Origin of the sequence: Gordonia alkanivorans (assembly GCF_004011905.1) — a bacterium.
Classification (GTDB): domain Bacteria; phylum Actinomycetota; class Actinomycetes; order Mycobacteriales; family Mycobacteriaceae; genus Gordonia; species Gordonia alkanivorans.
Map to the genome: position 1 here is coordinate 911,839 of NZ_CP027114.1, position 17,056 is coordinate 928,894.

A 17,056-nucleotide genomic window follows, 5' to 3' on the forward strand; every position below is an offset into this window, starting at 1 on the left:
TTACTTCAGCAACGCGCGGATGGCCTCGATGCTGTCGGCGAGGTCGGGGGTCTTGTCGGGCCGGTACCGCACGACTCGCGCGAACCGGAGTGCGACGCCACCGGGATAGCGCGAACTCCGTTGCGCACCATCGAGTTCGATCTCGACGACGATCTCGGGCCGGAGGTGGACCGTGTGGGTGTCCCGATGCGTCGCATGCTTCGGGAACTCCTCGGTCTGCCATCGGAGGATCTCGTCGGTGAGGCCCTTGAACGTCTTGCCCACCATGATGAACCCACCGGTCTCGGGGTCCCGGGCACCGAGATGGAGGTTCGACAGCCAACCCGTCCGACGGCCCGATCCCCACTCGGCACCGAGCACGACGAGATCGAAGGTGTGCGTGGGTTTGACCTTCTGCCATGCCTTCCCGCGTCGGCCCGCGACATAGAGACCGTCGAGGGACTTGACCATCACGCCTTCATGACCGTCGGCCATGGCGGCGTCGAAGTGGCGTCGGGCCTCCGCCGCGGTCGGACGGGTCACCGCGGGAATGCGCAACTGCGGGGCGATGGAGTCGATGGCGGCGAGACGTTCGGACAGCGGACGGTCGATGAGATCGACGCCGTCGAGGTGCAGACAGTCGAAGAAGAACGGCTTGAGCAGCCGCTCCGGCTCACCGGCGGCGGTCGGCCCGGAACCGAAGCGGCTCATCGTGTCCTGGAACGACCGCGGGCGTCCGTCGTCGCTGAGCATGAGGGTCTCGCCGTCGAGGATGACCGAGTCGCAGGGCAGTCCGGCGATCACCTCGACGAGGTCGGGCACGTTCCCGGTGACGTCGCGGAGCGTGCGGGTGTACACCGAGATGTCGGTGCCCTTGCGGTGAACCTGGATTCGCGCACCGTCGAGTTTGTAGTCGACGACGAGGTCGGGACCGAGGAGTTCCAGGGCGGCGTCGAGGTTGTCGGCGGGCGTCGCGAGCATCGGTTCGACGGCGCGGCCCACCTCGAGTCCCACGCCGGCCAACGCCTCGGCGCCGAAACGTGCAAGGGCCGCGGTCTCCGGGAGCGATCCGGTGAGCATGTGGACGCGACGCACCGCGGTCAGCGATTCCCCGGTGACCTTGGCGATCGCATCGGTCATGACCCCGGCCAGCGCACCCTGGCGCAGTTCGCCGGTGAGCAGGGCGATGAGGAACTTCTGCTCGGGTTCGGTGGCGGCGGCGAACATCGCGGCGAGGATCTCGGCGCGGCGGGTCGTCGAACCGGGTCCGCTCGCGGCGGCGAGTTCACCGAAAGCGGCGTCGACCTCGGCGACCTCGAGCGACGGTTCTCCGGCCGGTTCGGACGCCAGTTTCGACAGCGACCGCCAGCCCACACCCAACCTGCCCTGCGGGATTTCACCCGACAGCCAGGCGACCACGATCGGCAGCTCGGCGTCGGCGGCAGTGGCCAGCAGGCCGGCGAGCACCTCGGTCTTGCGGGTGCGTGAGCGATCGCGTGCGACGTCAGAGGACGTCTGCACCACGTCGATCAGCTTCATCCCTCCGAAGGTACCCGCCGGGTCCGACACCGCCGGGTACCTCGCGGTACCCGGCCCGGAAGGTCAGACCTCGCTCAGGTCGACCGTCTTGGTCTCCCGGACGCTGAGCAGTGCGATCAGCGTCGTGCACGCGGCGACGGCGAGGTAGACACCGACCCAACCCACACCGAAGTCGGCGACGATCCACGTCGCGATGAACGGCGCGACCGCGGCACCGATGATCGACGAGACGTTGTAGGAGATACCCGAACCCGTGTAGCGCACGTTGGTCGGGAACAGCTCCGGCAGGATCGCGCTCATCGGCCCGAAGGTGAGACCCATCAGGGTCATGCCGAGGATGAGGAAGAACAGCATCCGCCCGTTGTCCATCGACGACGGATCGAGGATCAGTGCGAAGAACAGACCGAAGACGATGATCATCACCGTGATCACGAGGAGGAACGCCCGACGGCCGTACTTGTCGGCAAGCCGTCCGGAGACCATCACGAATCCGGCGAAGAAAAGCACCGCGATGATCTGCAACTGCAGGAAGTCGGCGTAGCTGAACGACAGTTTCACGCCCGACGCGTCGGTCACCTTGCCGGTGCCGTACGAGACGATCCACGTCGTCACGATGTAGAAGAGCGTGTATGTCGCGACCATGATGAAGGTGCCGGCGATCAGCTGACGCCAGCTGGTCCTGACGACCTCGGCGAGCGGGGTCTTGACCTTCTTGCCCTCCTCGACGGCCTTGGCGAACACCGGCGTCTCGGTGAGCTTGAGACGCACATACAGACCGATGACGACCATGATCGCACTGGCCAGGAACGGGATTCGCCATCCCCATGTCATGAACGCATGGTCGGCGGGCGAGGTCTTCGCGTCGAAGTCGAGGCCGAAGATCAGCAGCAGGAACATCCCGTTGGCGAAGAAGAAGCCGATCGGCGCACCCAGCTGCGGCCACATCGCCGCCCAGGCGCGTTTGCCTTTCTCCGCGGTCTCGGTCGCGAGAAGTGCCGCGCCGGACCATTCACCACCGAGTCCGAGGCCCTGGCAGAAGCGCATCAGCGCGAGCAGGGCCGGCGCGAGATAACCCACCTGATCGAAGTTCGGCAGGAGTCCGATCACGAAGGTGGCTATACCCATCGTGAGCAGTGAACCGACGAGAGTCGCCTTGCGGCCGATGCGATCTCCGAAGTGGCCGAACAGGACCGAGCCGACCGGGCGTGCGACGAAGGCGAGTCCGAACGTCGCGAACGACGCCAGCAGTGCAGCCGTGTCGTCGCCCTTCGGGAAGAACAACACCGGGAACACCAGCACCGCGGCGGTGGCGTAGATGTAGAAGTCGAAGAACTCGACGCTCGTACCGACCATCGAGGCGATGACTATCCGGCGCCGGGGCACCGGAGGCTGTTCGGGGTGGTCGAGATTGCGGACCGCGGACTCGCTCATTCGTGGCAGGTTACGCCTGCGAGTCAGGTCACATACCCAGGCGGGTGACACTCGGAGAAACTCACCGGCCACTCGTCTCGCCGGTGTCGTCCCCCGGTTGGGACCGGGAGTTCTCCGTTTCGAAGGCCCGCACTGCCGCTCCGACAGTCGGGAAGACATGGGCCGGGTCGAAATCCCCGAGGAGCCCTTCGGTACGCAAGACATGCTCGAGCTCGGGGTCGACGCCGGCAAGGATGAAATGGGCACCCCGCGAATGCACGAAGGCGACGAGGTCGTCGAGGACACCTGTCGCCGAATAGTCGACGTAGGAGATCACCGTGCAGTCGAGTACCAGCCACCGCACCGGATCGGGAGCCGACTCGACGAGCGCCATCACATCGTCAGAGAATCGATTCACATTGGCATAGAACAGGTCTGCGTCATAACGAAACACGATGAGTCCAGGAAGGGACTGCTGACCCGGTCGGGCCGGCCGATACTCTCGCGTACGTCCGTGATCGGACACTCCGACGACGAATCGCTCCGGTCGATACTGCCGGCGGATGATCTCGAGGAGCGACACGACCATCGCCGTCAGGATCCCGTCCTGCACCCCGAACACCACGACGACGATCGCGGTGAGCACCGCGATCCCGAACTCGACCCGGCGGATCCTCCACATCCGGCGGAACGAGTGCACATCGATGAGGTCGATCGCGACGAGGAACACGATCGACGACAGCACCGCGTGCGGGAGATAGGCCAGAGCACTGCCGAGGAAGACGACGGCGACGAGAGCCGACGCCGCCATCGTCAGGTTCGCAACCTGGGTGCGGCCGCGTTGCTCGTCGAGGAACTGCGTCTTGGTCGGGCTTCCATTGACCACGAACGTAGAGCTCAGTCCCGCAATGATGTTGGCCGCCGAGAGGCCGACGATGTCGCGATTCACGTCAGTGGTCTCGCCGTGCGAGTGCGCGAGTCCTCGTGCCGTGCCCGCACTCTGGGCCAGGATCACCACCGTGCAGCCGAAGGCAACCGTCGCCGCCTTCGGCACCGCGTCCCATCCCAGCCCGGTGGGCAGGCCGAGATCCGGCAGCGTGCCGTGCAGATTGCCGACGACCGGGAGGTCGTCGTCCCAGCCGAAGACCGCGACCAGCGCAATTGACGCCACCACCAGCATGAATGCCGCAGGCAACCGAGGAACCGTGCGACGCGAGATCAGGAGCACGCACACCACCGCCGCCGTGAACGCCGACGATGCCCAGTCGATCGATCCGAGACCGGCGACGATCGCGGCGCAGCGCTCCCACACCCAGCCTTCGGTCCGGTGCACGCCGAGCATCCCGGGGATCTGCCCGATGATGACCGTGACGCCGGTTCCAGCGAGGAAGCCCACCAGAACCGCACTGGACAGGAAATCGGCGAGAAACCCCAGCCTCAGAATCCGGGCCAGCGCCAAGAACACCCCGGTGACCAGCGCGATCAACGATGCCCAGGCGAGCCACTGCTGCGAGTCGGGCTCCACTCCGACGACACCGATCCCGGCGATGCCCGAGGCCAACAACGCCGCGGTCGCGGAGTCCGCTCCGACGACGAGGAGGCGCGATGCGCCGAAGAGCGCAAAGGCGATCGTCGGCAGGATGATGGTGTAGAGCCCCGCCTCGACCGGGACATGGGCAATCGAGCTGTAGCCCATGCATTCCGGGATCGCGACGGCCGCGAGCGTCACGCCGGCCATGATGTCGGCGCGCAACCACGCGAGCCGGTAACCGCGCAGCGCCGGCGGGACCAGCGCACCGAGCGCGAGCATGTCGTAGACGGTACCCCCGCAGACCCGGTACCAGGCTCACTTGAATCCGGCCGCACACATGCATGTGCGGATTGACGGCAATCCGTTCTGGGTACCCGTCCACGGCCATGAATCGAGGAGGCCCCCATGGATACCGCAGTATGGATCATCATCGCCGTCGTCGTCGTGATAGTCCTGCTCGCTCTTCTGTTGCTGTTCCTACGCAAACGTCAGGACGTCCGGCGCCGTAAAGCACAGCAGATCCGCGAGAACGTGACCGGCCAGGTGTCGGAGTTGCGCCAGCGCGAGGCGATCGCTGAGGAGTCCGACGCCCGGGCACGCAAGGCACAGGCCGAGGCCGACGCCAAGGCCGCCGAGGCCAAGCGACTCAACGAACAGGCGCGGGCCCACGGCACGCAGGCCGCGGAGAAGCGCGACGAGGTCGAGAGCACACTGGCCCGAGCCGACGAGCTCGATCCCGACGTCCGTGGTGACCGCGGCGACCGCGGACCTGTCGGCAACGACCACCGCCATGCCCCCGCCGGAACCCCCGGTCCGGGAACGCCCGGCCACGGAACCCCCGGTGTGGGAACGCCCGGCCACGGAACGCCCGGTCCCGGAACCCCTGGTGCCGGCGGCCACAATCCCGAGACTCATTCCGGCAGGCACGAATCGGGCGAGCACCTGCCCGGTGGCGGGCAACCGGGGCAGCCTCGGCAACAACCCTGACGTGACATGACGAACCCGGCGCGGGCAGCCCGATGGGCCACCCGCGCCGGGTCTTGTTCGTTCTGTACGCGGATCAGCTGCCGCGCTTGATCCATTCCTCGAGATGAGGCGCCTCGGCGGCGACGGTCGTGCCGTCGCCGTGACCGGTGTAGACCTTGGTCTCGGGATCGAGGGTGAAGATCTTCTCGGTGATCGAGGCGATGATCGTCGGGAAGCTCGAGTACGAGCGTCCCGTCGCGCCCGGGCCGCCCTGGAACAGGGTGTCACCGGAGAACAGCACACCCGCTTCGGGCAGGTGGATCACCGCCGAGCCCGGCGAGTGGCCGGGCGTGTTGATGATCGTGAGCTCGGTGCCGGCGATGCTGATCTTCTGCCCGTCCTCGAGATCCTGGTGCGGCACGCCAGGATGGGTGTCGTTCCAGAGCATGTCGTCTCCGGGGTGCAGGAGGATCGGCGCACCCGTGGCCTCGGACAGCTCCGGCGCGACGGTGACGTGGTCGTTGTGACCGTGGGTGAGCACAATCGCCTTCACCGTGCGGTCGCCGACGCCTTCGAGGATCGGTGCCGCCGAGTGCGCGGCGTCGATGATGATGACCTCGTCGTCGTTGCCGACCAGCCACACGTTGTTGTCGACGTCCCAGGTGCCGCCGTCGAGGCTGAAAGTGCCCGAGGTGACGACGTTGTCGATCCGCAGCGCCGACATCAGAGTTCCACCACCGAGCGCAGGACCTTGCCGGCCTCCATCGCCGAGAACGCGGCCTCGACGTCGTTGATGCCGATCCGTTCGGTGACGAACTTGTCGAGCGGCAGACGTCCCTGCTCGTACAGGTCGATCAGCATCGGGAAGTCGCGCTCGGGCAGGCAGTCGCCGTACCAGGAGGACTTCAGAGCGCCACCGCGCGAGAAGAAGTCGACGAGCGGCATCTCAAGGGTCATCTCCGGCGTCGGCACACCGACGAGGACGACGACCCCCGCGAGGTCTCGTGCGTAGAAGGCCTGCTTGTAGGTCTCCGGCCGGCCGACCGCGTCGATGACGACGTCGGCGCCGTTGCCGTCGGTGAGGTTCTGGACCGCGGTGACAACGTCGTCGACCTTCGTGCCGTCGATGGTGTGGGTCGCGCCGAGCTCCTTGGCCCACTCGAGCTTGCCCGGGTCGCGGTCGATCGCGATGATCTTGGTCGCGCCGGCCAGCTTGGCACCGGCGATCGCGGCATCACCCACACCGCCGCAACCGATCACGGCGACCGAGTCGCCGCGACCGACGTTGCCGGTGTTCATGGCGGCACCGATGCCGGCCATCACGCCGCAGCCGAGCAGCCCGGCGACGGCCGGATCGGTCTCGGGATTGACCTTGGTGCACTGCAATTCGTGGATGAGGGTCTTCTCCGCGAAGGCGCCGATGCCCAGTGCGGGCGTCAGCTCGGTGCCGTCGGTGAGGGTCATCGGGACGCTGGCGTTGAAGGTGTCGAAGCAGTACCACGGACGACCGCGCTTACATGCGCGGCACTCGCCACAGACGGCGCGCCAGTTCAGGACGACGAAATCGCCGACCTCGACGTGGGTGACATCCGAGCCGACCGACTCGACGACGCCGGCCGCCTCGTGGCCCAGCAGGAAGGGGTACTCATCGTTGATGCCGCCCTCGCGGTAGGCGAGGTCGGTGTGGCAGACGCCGCAGGCCTTGATCGCCACGACGACATCACGCGCACCCGGGTCCGGGATCACGATGTCGACGACCTCCGTCGGCGACTTCTTGCTGCGCGAGATGACTCCCTTGACTGTCTGAGACATGCGTTCTGTTTCCTTCCGAAACGGCGTTGTCAGCGTTCGTGCTCGTCTGTGTTCCCGGCCGTGGCGACAGGATTCGCCCTTACCGGACACATCGTCACAACCTTATCCGTACCCGCCGTTACCGTCCACTCGTGGTCAACAACGTTAACTGCAGGTAGTCGCGCGGTTGGTGTGCACTGCCCGGCTCAGGTTTGGTTGTACCCGCGACCGGGCACGCCCGTGGGAGAACCGATTGTGTCGACCACGAGGAGGCAGACATGGCGGAGAAGAAGCGCGACCCGGGACCGTCGGTCAAGGATGACGAGCTCTACGAGAAGCTGCGCGACGAGGGCAACTCGAAGGAGAAGTCCGCGCGCATCGCCAATGCCGCGGCCAACAGCTCCCGGTCGGACGTGGGGCGCAGCGGCGGCACATCCGGTTCCTACGAGGACTGGACCGTCGACGAGCTCAAGGACCGCGCGAAGGAACTCGACATCAGCGGGTACTCCGACCTGAAGAAGGACGAGCTGATCGAGAAGCTACGCAGCCACTGACACGACGCTGACAGCACCGAAGCCGCCGTCCCTTGTGGGGTCGGCGGCTTCGGCGTGTTGAAGGACGATGCCGGTCAATGCGCCTCTCGGCGAGTGGCCGCTCGAAGCGGCAAAAGGGTTGAGGCCCGGGGCTTGAATCCGTCACCGTCGAGCTCTTCAACTGCGACCCTCCCGGATCTATTCCGGGGGTGCGTGCGTGACCTCCGCCACCGCGATACGTAGAGAGAATGCGCGCTATATCCGCGTGCTTTCTACCGATCGCGTCAGGGCAGCAGGCCGGCGCGCCGGGCGGCGACCACGGCCTCGAGGCGCGACGACGCGTCGAGCTTGCGCATCGCATCCTTCATGTAGCTCTTGACCGTGTGCACGGTCAGGCCGAGGGCCTCGGCGATCCGCGCATTCGAGTAGCCGAGCGCGGCGAGCGACAGCACGTCCTGTTCGCGTCCGGTCAGCTCGACCACGGCCGAGTCGGCGGCGGCCTCGGCCAACAGGAAGTCGGTGACGGCGGCGAGTTGTTCGGCGAGACGGGCGTCGTCGACGGTGTCGGCCAGCGAGCGCAGCCGCGCGTAGGCGGCGGTCATCCGGTCGCGCAGCTCGTCCTCGCTCTGGGCTCCGTGCTCCAGCCGGGCCCGCGAGGCCACGATCTCCTGTTCGACGGCGCGCGCCTCGGCGGCCAGGACGTCGAGCATGCGGCCACCGATCGGATCGGGGGTGTGCAGCGCGCCGTAGATGACCGCGACCGGCGTCCGGTTGACGATGATCGGCGCGGCCATCATCGCGCGGAGGCCCTCACGTTCGATGAGCGTGTTGTAGCGGTGGGTGATGTGCGGGGTGCGTAGGTAGTCCTCGACCACCATCGGCCGGTTCAGCGAGACGACCTTGCCGCCCAGCCCGTGCCCGACGTCGACCGAGAGTCCGGCCAGCGCACCTGCATGGTTACCGGCGAAATGCTGGAGGCGCAGGCTCGTCGAATTGTTGACGACGCCGGCGAAGGCCAGGGGCACTCCGCTCGATTTGCGCACCCGTCGCAACGCGTCGGTGACGATCCCGCTCAACGGCTCGGGCATCTCACCTCTCTATCCCCCTCTTCGGAGGGTGGCAGGGACTACATACAGCGCATCACACTGTGACTCAGCTTACTCAGTCAAGAGCGAGGTTCACGATGACACAGGCCACCATGACCCCCACCCACATGGTCGACCGCTGGTTGGCAATCTACGGGGCGCCCGATGCCAACGCGGCGGCACTCCTCGTCGACGACCACGATCCCGACGCGGTCGCGTTCACCGTGATCGAGGTCGAGGCCTCCGCGGACGCCGACTCGGCCCCCGCGCCGATCACCACCGACGTGACCTACGGCGACCTCGCCGAGCGGTCCAAGCGCTTCGCATCGGCGCTGGCCGGTCTCGGCGTCGGCCGTGGCGACACCGTCGGCGTCCTCATGGGCAAGCGCGAAGAGCTGGTCGTGTCACTGCTGGCCATCGCCCGCCTCGGCGCCGTCTACATCCCGCTGTTCACCGCCTTCGCCACCCCTGCCATCGAGATGCGCCTCACGTCGGGCAAGGCGAAGGTCGTCATCACCGAGCCGAGCCAGGCGTCGAAGCTCGAGGGCATCGACGGTGTCGAGACGATCGTCGCCGGCGAACAGTTCGAGCAGCTCGTGTCGTCGCACGAGCCGATCGCCGAGTCCGTGGCCGTGGGCGGCGACGGCGCCCTGATCCTGCTCTTCACCAGCGGTACCACCGGTGCGCCCAAGGGTGTCCCGGTGCCGGTCAAGGCACTCGCCTCGTTCGTTGCCTACATGCACTACGGCCTCGACGTCCGCGCCGACGACGTCTTCTGGAACGCCGCGGACCCGGGCTGGGCCTACGGCCTCTATTACGGCATCCTCGGCCCGCTTGCGACCGGACACCGTAACCTGCTGCTCCACGCCGGCTTCAGCCCCGAGCTGACCGCGCAGATCCTCGGCGGTCTCGGCGTCACCAACTTCGCCGCCGCACCGACCGTCTACCGCACCCTGAGCAAGGACCCGCGGATCACCGGTTTCTCGCTGCGCCGCGCCTCCTCGGCCGGCGAGCCCCTGACCCCCGACGTCATCGGCTGGGCCCAGCAGGCACTCGGCACCGAGGTCCGCGACCACTACGGCCAGACCGAACACGGCATGTTCATCAACAACCACTGGCACGACGACGTCCACGAGACCCTCGTCCCCGGCTCGATGGGTAAGCCTATGCCCGGCTTCGCGGCAGGCATCGTCGACGGTCAGATCGCGATCGACGTGCCCGCCAGCCCGCTCATGTGGTTCAGCGGATACCTCGACGCGCCGGAGAAGACCGCCGCACGGTTCACCGAGGACGGCCGCTGGTACCTCACCGGCGACACCGGCCGCGCCGACGAGGAGGGCCGCTATTTCTTCTCCGCGCGCGACGACGATGTGATCATCATGGCCGGCTACCGCATCGGGCCGTTCGACGTGGAGAGCGTGCTGATCACGCACCCGTCGGTGGTCGACGTCGCGGTGGTCGGGCGTCCCGACGAGCTGCGCGGCGAGGTCATCGAGGCGTTCGTCGTCCTCGCTCCCGGCATCGAGGGGACCGAGGCCCTCGAGAAGGAGCTGCAACAGCTGGTGAAGACGGAGTTCGCGGCGCACGCGTACCCGCGCACCGTGCACTTCGTCGACGCCCTCCCGAAGACCCCCAGCGGCAAGATCCAGCGGTTCCTGCTGCGCAAGGGATAGAGCCGACCGCGTCCCGGCGATCCCGGGACGCGGTCTTCCACGCGCGCGGCCCAGCGGGTGCCCCCTTCCGCTGGGCCGCGTCACCATCGAGCACCGCGGCCGGCTACCGCAATCCGGTCGGCCCGGTGACCTCGATCTCGGTTCGCAATGCCGCGAACCTTCGGCCGACGGGTCACTCGCCCCCCGATGACCCGTCGGCCGGCCCCTACATTCCGTTGACCATGGCCCGCACCGAATCCGGCACGGTCCCATTGGAATACGTGATCGGCTCGTCGTAGACCGTTCTCATCGGTACGACGCCGGTCCAGTCCCCTGACTCAGTGCCCGGTCCGCCCGTCCGTGCCTTCGCAATCCACTGACCGTCGACGATCGGCAGCCGCAAGGCCACAGTCGCCGCCAGCTCTCTGCGTGTGGTCTCCCGCACCTCGGCGACGCGACCCGGAATGAGCTTGTCCGACAACACCTCCAGCGCCGACTTCGCGTCGTCGACCGGCTCGAGGGCACCCCGCACCACCGCCGACCGGTAGTTGGCGGAGTGGTCGAAGAGGGTGTCGGCGATGACGAGCCCGTCCATCACGAAAACGGTGAACGTGACGGGCGCACCGGCCGCGACATGCCGCAGCGCCCCGGCGCCGGTCGATCCGTGCAGCAGGATTGCATCGCCGTCGCGGGCGAAGAGCATCGGTACCGACCACGGCAGTCCGTCGACGACCGTGCTCAGCGTGCCGACCTTCGCCTCGTCGAGGAGTTCGTCGAGTGCGGCGCGGTCGGTGGCACGGGCGGGCTTCCGGGTGAGCGCGTCGAGCGGAGATGTCATGGCGCCCATCGTCGGGCACGGTCGCCGCCGGCTCAACCGATATAGCCGCCATATCCCTGTGCAACGAGGACCGAAGCTGTCCGCAATGGTTCGTAACGTGATTTTCACCAGCACGAATGATCATCAACGACGAACCGGAGAACACCGTGAGCACCTACACCACCCCCGAACTCAGCGTCGACGTCACCGGCGAGAAGCATGAACTCCTCACCCTTCTGCAGGACCAGCGCAACATGCTCAAGGTCACCGCCCGCAACCTCTCCGACGAGCAGGCCCGCAAGCAGACCACCGTGAGCACGCTGACGATCGGCGCCCTCATCAAGCACCTCGCCAACGGGGAGGAGAACGCCGCAAAGGTCATCACCGAGCGAGACGAGCACGCCGAATTCGACATGAGCCGGGCGACAACGGAATACGAGCTGACCGAGGGCGAGACCCTCGCCGGCTGGCTCGAGGCCTACGACCGCAACGCGGCAGCGCTCGACCGCGTCATCGCCGACGCGGAAAGCCTGGACGAACTCATCCCCCAGCCCACCGCGCCGTGGGCGCCCGAACGCGAGTGGTCGACGATCCGCACGATGCTCCTGCATCTGCTCCGCGAGACCTCCCACCACTGCGGCCACGCCGACATCATCCGTGAGGCATTCGACGGCCAGACCACCATGGGCGCCATCTCCGAAGGTCAGGACTGGGCCGACGCGGAATGGATGCAGTAACTCACTCGATGGTCACCACGCGACTGTGCCAACCGGTGGCACCCTCCGGAATGGGCGGCACCCGCTCCTCCGGTTGCGTCGCGCCGGTGGCGTCGGTCGCGCGGCAGTACAGCGTGTGTCGGCCGGGCGTGGCGTCCCAGGTCCATGTCCACTGCCGCCAGGTGTCGGTTGAGTACTCGGTGGCGAGGTCGGCCTGGTTCCACGGTCCGTCGTCGACGCGGACCTCCACCGAACCGATACCCCGATGCTGAGCCCACGCGGTGCCCGCGACGACCACCGGTCCCGCGGACGTCGTCGACAGCGGTGCGGGCCGATCGATCCGCGACGCCGTCTTGATCGGCCCTCGTTCGCCCCAGCCCCGCTGGGTCCAGTAGGCCTCCGCTCGATCGAACCGGGTGATCTCCCAGTCGACGACCCACTTGCACGCCGACACGTAACCGTAGAGACCGGGGATCACCTGTCGCACCGGATATCCGTGCTCGAGGGGCAACGGTTCGCCGTTCATGCCGACGGCGAGCAGGGCATCGCGGCCGTCCCGGATCGCCTCGAGCGGACTTCCCGACGTCCATCCGTCGACGCTGGTGGCCAGCAACATGTCTGCGTCGGCGTGTACCCCGACCTCGGCGAGGATGTCGCGCATCGAGTAACCGAGCCAGCGTGCGTTCCCGGCGAGGTCGCCACCCACCTCGTTGGACACGCAGGAGAGCGTGATGATCCGCTCGATCGCGGGCATCGACTGCAGGTCGTCCCACCGCAGCGTCATCTCGCGGTCCACCATCCCATGAATCCGCAACCGCCAGTCTCCCGTGGTCAGCTGCGGGACCTGGAGCGCGGTGTCGATCCGGTAGAACTCGCGATTGCCGGTGATGAACGGTGTCGCACCGTCGATCCGCAGCTCGGTACCCATCGGGACCGGCCTGCTCGCAGAGGTCGTGCGCGGCAACCGAAGCCCCATGCGTTCGGCGAGAGCGCCACCGGTGTCCGCGGCGCGGCGGGCCAGGCCGGCGCACACCGCACCTGTCACGACGACGACCCCGAGGGCACCGACGAACTGGCGGCGGGACCATCCTCCTGAGCGGGACGCTTCCTCTTCGGACTCGTCTCCGACGGCACTCCCGCGCGCCAGCACCACCAGCACACCCACCGCCACCAGTCCGGCGGCGACCGGCGGCGCGACGTAGGACACCTCCACAGTGGGTCGGGTCAACGCGGCAACCACGCCGACGGCCGCGAAGGCCAGGACGATCAGTACCCCGACGGGCGGACGCTTTAGTTGCAGCACCCCGGCAGCCACAGCGATCAGCAGGATCGCCAGCGCCATGCCGCCCAGTAGCGCTGGCTTGTCCGCGGTCCCGAAGCGGTCTATCGCGAACTCCCGCGCAAATGCCGGCGCGTGGTCGACGAGGAAGCCCGCGACCGCGCGATACGGCGACGCGAACTGCGAGATGCCGACCGCGACGAGCTCGCCGACTGCCAGACCTCCTGCCACGGCGACAATCCCGGACGCCGCTGCCCGCACCGTCGACTCTCTGAACACTCGCACCATCGGACCCCGTTTCTGTCGAGGGGAGTTCGCGCGTCGACAGCGCCCGGATTGGATTGATCCGGAATCGGACCCATCCGCGACCACTCGAGCCGCGAATGACGTCATGAGTTCGGCCGGATGGTCGGACCACGACCTACTAGATTGGATGGGCCATGGCCTTCAAACGAATTCAGCGCCTCGTGGTCGCGGCGTCCGGACTGGTGTTGGCCGTCGGCGTCATCGCCGGATGTTCCAGCGACGACTCCGATTCGGGCAGCAGCACTTCCACCGCCACCGCCATGTCGTCGATGAACAGCGAGTCTGCCGACACCGCGAGCGGGCCGGTCGGCCCCGGTTGTGCGGACTACGCATCGGCGAATCCCTCTGGCGCGGGCTCGGTTTCCGGGATGGCCATGGACCCGGTCGCCACGGCGGCATCGAACAACCCCGAACTGAAGACGCTGACGCAGGCCCTTTCCGGACAGCTGAATCCGGATGTGAACCTGGTCGACACACTCAACAACGGTGAGTACACCGTCTTCGCACCCACCGACGCGGCCTTCGCCAAGCTGCCGGCCGAAACCGTCGAACAGCTCAAGACCGACTCGGAACTGTTGACCAAGATCCTCACCTACCACGTGGTTTCGGGCCAGGCCACGCCGGACAAGATCGTCGGTGAGCACAAGACCCTCGAGGGTCAGACGGTGACCGTGACCGGATCGCCGGACATGCTCAAGGTCAACGACTCGAGCGTGGTCTGTGGTGGCGTCGCGACCGCCAACGCGCAGGTCTACATGATCGACACGGTCCTGACGCCGCCTGCGGCCGGGTGATTTCGTAAACAGATCAGCTTGCGGGCAACGGGTTACGCACCTCGAACCGCGTACGTCTGCCGAGCAGTGACATGCCGGTTCCCTGGAAGAGGACACCCCTCCTTCAGGGAACCGGCATGTGTGCGTTCGGTACCAGGACGGGCCGCGACGAATAGCAGAAATGACCGGCACATCTGACCCATCCGGTTCTCACACGGTGTCGAATGCGCTTGTGAGGCTGCGGTTCACAGCAGCCGAAACCTTCTCGGAGAGATTGGATCAACGATGATCAAGCGTGTTCCCCGTATCGCAGGAGCGGTGACCGGACTGGTCCTCGCCGTCGGCGTCATCGCCGGGTGTTCGAGTGACGATTCCGACTCGTCGAACGAAACCACGAGCGCCGCAACCGGTATGAGCTCGATGAGCGCGAGCGCGGCCGCCGACCCGGCCGCGAACCTCGTCGGCCCCGGCTGTGCCGCCTACGCCGAGGCCAACCCCTCGGGTCCCGCGTCGATCGCCGGCATGGCAACCGTCCCGGTCGCCACCGCCGCGTCGAACAACCCCGAGCTCACCACCCTGACCGCCGCGCTGTCCGGTCAGCTGAACCCCGACGTCAACCTCGTCGAGACGTTGAACAACGGTGAGTACACCGTCTTCGCCCCGACCGACGACGCCTTCGCGAAGCTGCCGCCGGAGACCGTCGAAAAGCTGAAGACCGACAAGGACCTGCTGACCAGCATCCTGACCTACCACGTCGTCGAGGGTCAGGCGACCCCCGACAAGGCTCTCGGTGAGCACACCACCCTCGAGGGCAAGAAGCTCACCGTCAGCGGCGAGGGCGACAACCTCAAGGTCAACGACGCGGGTGTCGTCTGCGGTGGCGTCACCACCTCGAACGCCCAGGTCTACCTGATCGACGCCGTGCTGACCCCGCCTGCCTCGTAAGACCCACGACAGCAACAACTCCGGTGGGCTGACAAGCCCCGGACGCGGAAGAGTCGGGACTCCGCGGACGCCGATGACCAGCCGATACACCGGCCTGCCGGGCAACCCGGCAACATGACACAACGCGCCGATTCCCTGAACGACGATGCTCGTTCAGGGAATCGGCGTGACTGCTGCGACCCGGAGCAGCACTCCGGTCAGGGCATGTACGCCCACCTCGATCGCGGGCGTCTTGTCGCCTGAATTGACGTGTGTCAATATTGACACGTGTCGAATAAGAATCTCCTGCTGCCACCGGGCCGCGGCCTGAGTGGTGACGAGACCGGGGCTGTCACCCCACTGCTGAAGGCGCTAGCGGATCCGGTTCGGCTGCGGTTGCTGTCGGAGGTCGCTGCGCATCCGGGCGGCGAGGCGTGCGTGTGCGACATCTCGGGACCGTTCGAGCTGTCGCAGCCGACGATCTCGCATCATCTGAAGGTGCTGCGCCAGGCGGGTCTGGTGACCAGCGAGCGCCGCGCGACCTGGGTGTACTACCGGGTGAACACCGAAGCGCTGCAACAACTGTCGGACCTGCTGCGGGATCTCGCCACGGTCGTGGGGGAAACGCGGTCGTGTGAGGCGGACCAGTGACCGCCACCGACACCGCGGTCGCGGGCAAGTTGTCGACGCTGGACCGGTTCCTGCCGGTGTGGATCGGCGCCGCGATGGTCGCCGGACTGCTGCTCGGTCGAGTCGTCCCCGGCCTGGGTGACACTTTGGCGGCGGTCGAGCTCGACGGCATCTCGCTGCCGATCGCCCTCGGATTGCTGATCATGATGTATCCGGTGCTGGCCAAGGTGCGCTACGACCGACTCGACTCGGTCACCGGTGATCGTCGCCTGCTACTCGGGTCGTTGGCGTTGAACTGGATCATCGGACCGGCGCTGATGTTCGCGCTGGCCTGGCTCCTGCTCCCGGATCTGCCGGAGTACCGGACCGGACTGATCATCGTCGGTCTGGCCCGATGCATCGCGATGGTCATCATCTGGAACGACCTGGCGTGCGGCGACCGCGAAGCCGCTGCTGTTCTCGTCGCCCTGAACTCGGTGTTCCAGGTGGTCATGTTCGCCGTGCTGGGTTGGTTCTACCTCTCGGTGTTGCCCGGATGGCTGGGCCTGGAGCAGACCACCATCGACACCTCGCCGTGGCAGATCGCAAAGTCGGTGCTGATCTTCCTCGGTATACCCCTGGTCGCCGGCTTCCTCACCCGCCGCATCGGCGAGCGAACCAAAGGCCGCGACTGGTACGAGTCCTCGTTCCTGCCGCGTCTCGGGCCGTGGGCCCTTTACGGGTTGCTGTTCACCATCGTCATCCTGTTCGCGTTGCAGGGGGAGCAGATCACGTCGCAACCGTGGGACGTCGTGCGGATCGCTCTGCCGCTGCTGATCTACTTCGCGGTGATGTGGGGCGGTGGTTTCGTGCTAGGGGCCGCGATGGGGCTGGGGTACGAGCGAACCACCACAATGGCGTTCACCGCCGCGGGCAACAACTTCGAGCTCGCCATCGCCGTCGCGATCGCCACCTACGGTGCAACATCCGGCCAGGCCCTGGCCGGAGTGATCGGACCGCTCATCGAGGTCCCCGTCCTCGTGGCTCTGGTCTACGTGTCCCTGGCGTTGCGGAAGCGCTTCTCCGCCCCTGCCGCTGTCAGCCCGGATACTTGACCCCGAGGGCCGACCACTCATCGAGGTTCGC

16 protein-coding genes are annotated in these 17,056 nt (G+C 67.0%); 8 read left to right on the forward strand and 8 right to left on the reverse strand.

The window, feature by feature from the left end; genetic code table 11:
* From C5O27_RS04190 to C5O27_RS04200, 3 genes are all read right to left on the reverse strand, one after another.
* Entirely contained in the window at nt 1-1,518 is a 1,518-nt protein-coding gene (locus C5O27_RS04190) for an ATP-dependent DNA ligase (RefSeq protein ID WP_040004392.1), read from the reverse strand.
* Between the two features lie 63 nt (nt 1,519-1,581).
* The gene (locus C5O27_RS04195; protein WP_127961989.1) at nt 1,582-2,949 is read right to left on the reverse strand and encodes an MFS transporter; all 1,368 of its coding nucleotides are present in this window, start codon (nt 2,947-2,949) and stop codon (nt 1,582-1,584) included.
* 61 nt (nt 2,950-3,010) lie between these two features.
* Nucleotides 3,011-4,738: a SulP family inorganic anion transporter gene (locus C5O27_RS04200; RefSeq protein ID WP_127961990.1), complete on the reverse strand. Its 1,728-nt coding sequence runs from the start codon at nt 4,736-4,738 to the stop codon at nt 3,011-3,013.
* A 126-nt stretch (nt 4,739-4,864) separates the two neighbouring features.
* Between C5O27_RS04200 and C5O27_RS22695 the strand changes: the two genes are divergently transcribed.
* Entirely contained in the window at nt 4,865-5,446 is a 582-nt protein-coding gene (locus C5O27_RS22695; RefSeq protein ID WP_164905302.1) for a hypothetical protein, read from the forward strand.
* Nucleotides 5,447-5,519: 73 nt separating this feature from the next.
* Here C5O27_RS22695 and C5O27_RS04210 read toward each other — a convergent pair whose 3' ends face one another.
* Both C5O27_RS04210 and C5O27_RS04215 read right to left on the reverse strand, forming a co-directional pair.
* The gene (locus C5O27_RS04210) at nt 5,520-6,149 is read right to left on the reverse strand and encodes an MBL fold metallo-hydrolase (protein WP_127961991.1); all 630 of its coding nucleotides are present in this window, start codon (nt 6,147-6,149) and stop codon (nt 5,520-5,522) included.
* Nucleotides 6,149-7,237, reverse strand: a complete 1,089-nt coding sequence (locus C5O27_RS04215) for an S-(hydroxymethyl)mycothiol dehydrogenase (RefSeq protein ID WP_127961992.1) — start codon at nt 7,235-7,237, stop codon at nt 6,149-6,151. Before C5O27_RS04215 ends, C5O27_RS04210 begins: the two co-directional genes overlap by 1 nt.
* A gap of 257 nt (nt 7,238-7,494) precedes the next feature.
* On the opposite strand from C5O27_RS04215, the gene C5O27_RS04220 reads away from it, so the two are divergent.
* The gene (locus C5O27_RS04220) at nt 7,495-7,770 is read left to right on the forward strand and encodes a DUF7218 family protein (RefSeq protein ID WP_075863485.1); all 276 of its coding nucleotides are present in this window, start codon (nt 7,495-7,497) and stop codon (nt 7,768-7,770) included.
* A 263-nt stretch (nt 7,771-8,033) separates the two neighbouring features.
* Here C5O27_RS04220 and C5O27_RS04225 read toward each other — a convergent pair whose 3' ends face one another.
* Nucleotides 8,034-8,837: a helix-turn-helix transcriptional regulator gene (locus C5O27_RS04225; RefSeq protein ID WP_127961993.1), complete on the reverse strand. Its 804-nt coding sequence runs from the start codon at nt 8,835-8,837 to the stop codon at nt 8,034-8,036.
* Nucleotides 8,838-8,932: 95 nt separating this feature from the next.
* Here C5O27_RS04225 and C5O27_RS04230 point away from each other — a divergent pair, with 95 nt between their 5' ends.
* A complete protein-coding gene (locus C5O27_RS04230; RefSeq protein WP_127961994.1) occupies nt 8,933-10,507 on the forward strand; it encodes an AMP-binding protein in 1,575 nt (524 codons plus the stop codon).
* Between the two features lie 205 nt (nt 10,508-10,712).
* On the opposite strand, the gene C5O27_RS04235 is transcribed toward C5O27_RS04230, so the two are convergent.
* Entirely contained in the window at nt 10,713-11,324 is a 612-nt protein-coding gene (locus C5O27_RS04235; protein WP_119030793.1) for a pyridoxamine 5'-phosphate oxidase family protein, read from the reverse strand.
* A 116-nt stretch (nt 11,325-11,440) separates the two neighbouring features.
* On the opposite strand from C5O27_RS04235, the gene C5O27_RS04240 reads away from it, so the two are divergent.
* Nucleotides 11,441-12,040 carry a DinB family protein gene (locus tag C5O27_RS04240; RefSeq protein ID WP_127961995.1) on the forward strand — a complete coding sequence of 200 codons (600 nt, stop codon included), beginning with the start codon at nt 11,441-11,443 and terminating at the stop codon, nt 12,038-12,040.
* A gap of 1 nt (nt 12,041) precedes the next feature.
* Here the strand turns inward: C5O27_RS04240 and C5O27_RS04245 are convergent, their stop codons facing one another.
* Nucleotides 12,042-13,586 carry a molybdopterin-dependent oxidoreductase gene (locus C5O27_RS04245; protein WP_127961996.1) on the reverse strand — a complete coding sequence of 515 codons (1,545 nt, stop codon included), beginning with the start codon at nt 13,584-13,586 and terminating at the stop codon, nt 12,042-12,044.
* Between the two features lie 152 nt (nt 13,587-13,738).
* On the opposite strand from C5O27_RS04245, the gene C5O27_RS04250 reads away from it, so the two are divergent.
* The 4 genes from C5O27_RS04250 to arsB all read left to right on the forward strand — a co-directional run bounded on the left by C5O27_RS04250 (nt 13,739) and on the right by arsB (nt 17,025).
* Entirely contained in the window at nt 13,739-14,398 is a 660-nt protein-coding gene (locus C5O27_RS04250; RefSeq protein WP_127961997.1) for a fasciclin domain-containing protein, read from the forward strand.
* Nucleotides 14,399-14,662: 264 nt separating this feature from the next.
* Complete coding sequence (locus C5O27_RS04255; protein WP_208651426.1) at nt 14,663-15,322, forward strand: fasciclin domain-containing protein; 660 nt, start codon at nt 14,663-14,665, stop codon at nt 15,320-15,322.
* 267 nt (nt 15,323-15,589) lie between these two features.
* Nucleotides 15,590-15,952: an ArsR/SmtB family transcription factor gene (locus tag C5O27_RS04260; protein ID WP_005200710.1), complete on the forward strand. Its 363-nt coding sequence runs from the start codon at nt 15,590-15,592 to the stop codon at nt 15,950-15,952.
* Entirely contained in the window at nt 15,949-17,025 is a 1,077-nt protein-coding gene (gene arsB / locus C5O27_RS04265; protein WP_127961998.1) for an ACR3 family arsenite efflux transporter, read from the forward strand. The genes C5O27_RS04260 and arsB overlap by 4 nt, the downstream gene beginning before the upstream one ends.
* Nucleotides 17,026-17,056: the final 31 nt, after the last annotated feature.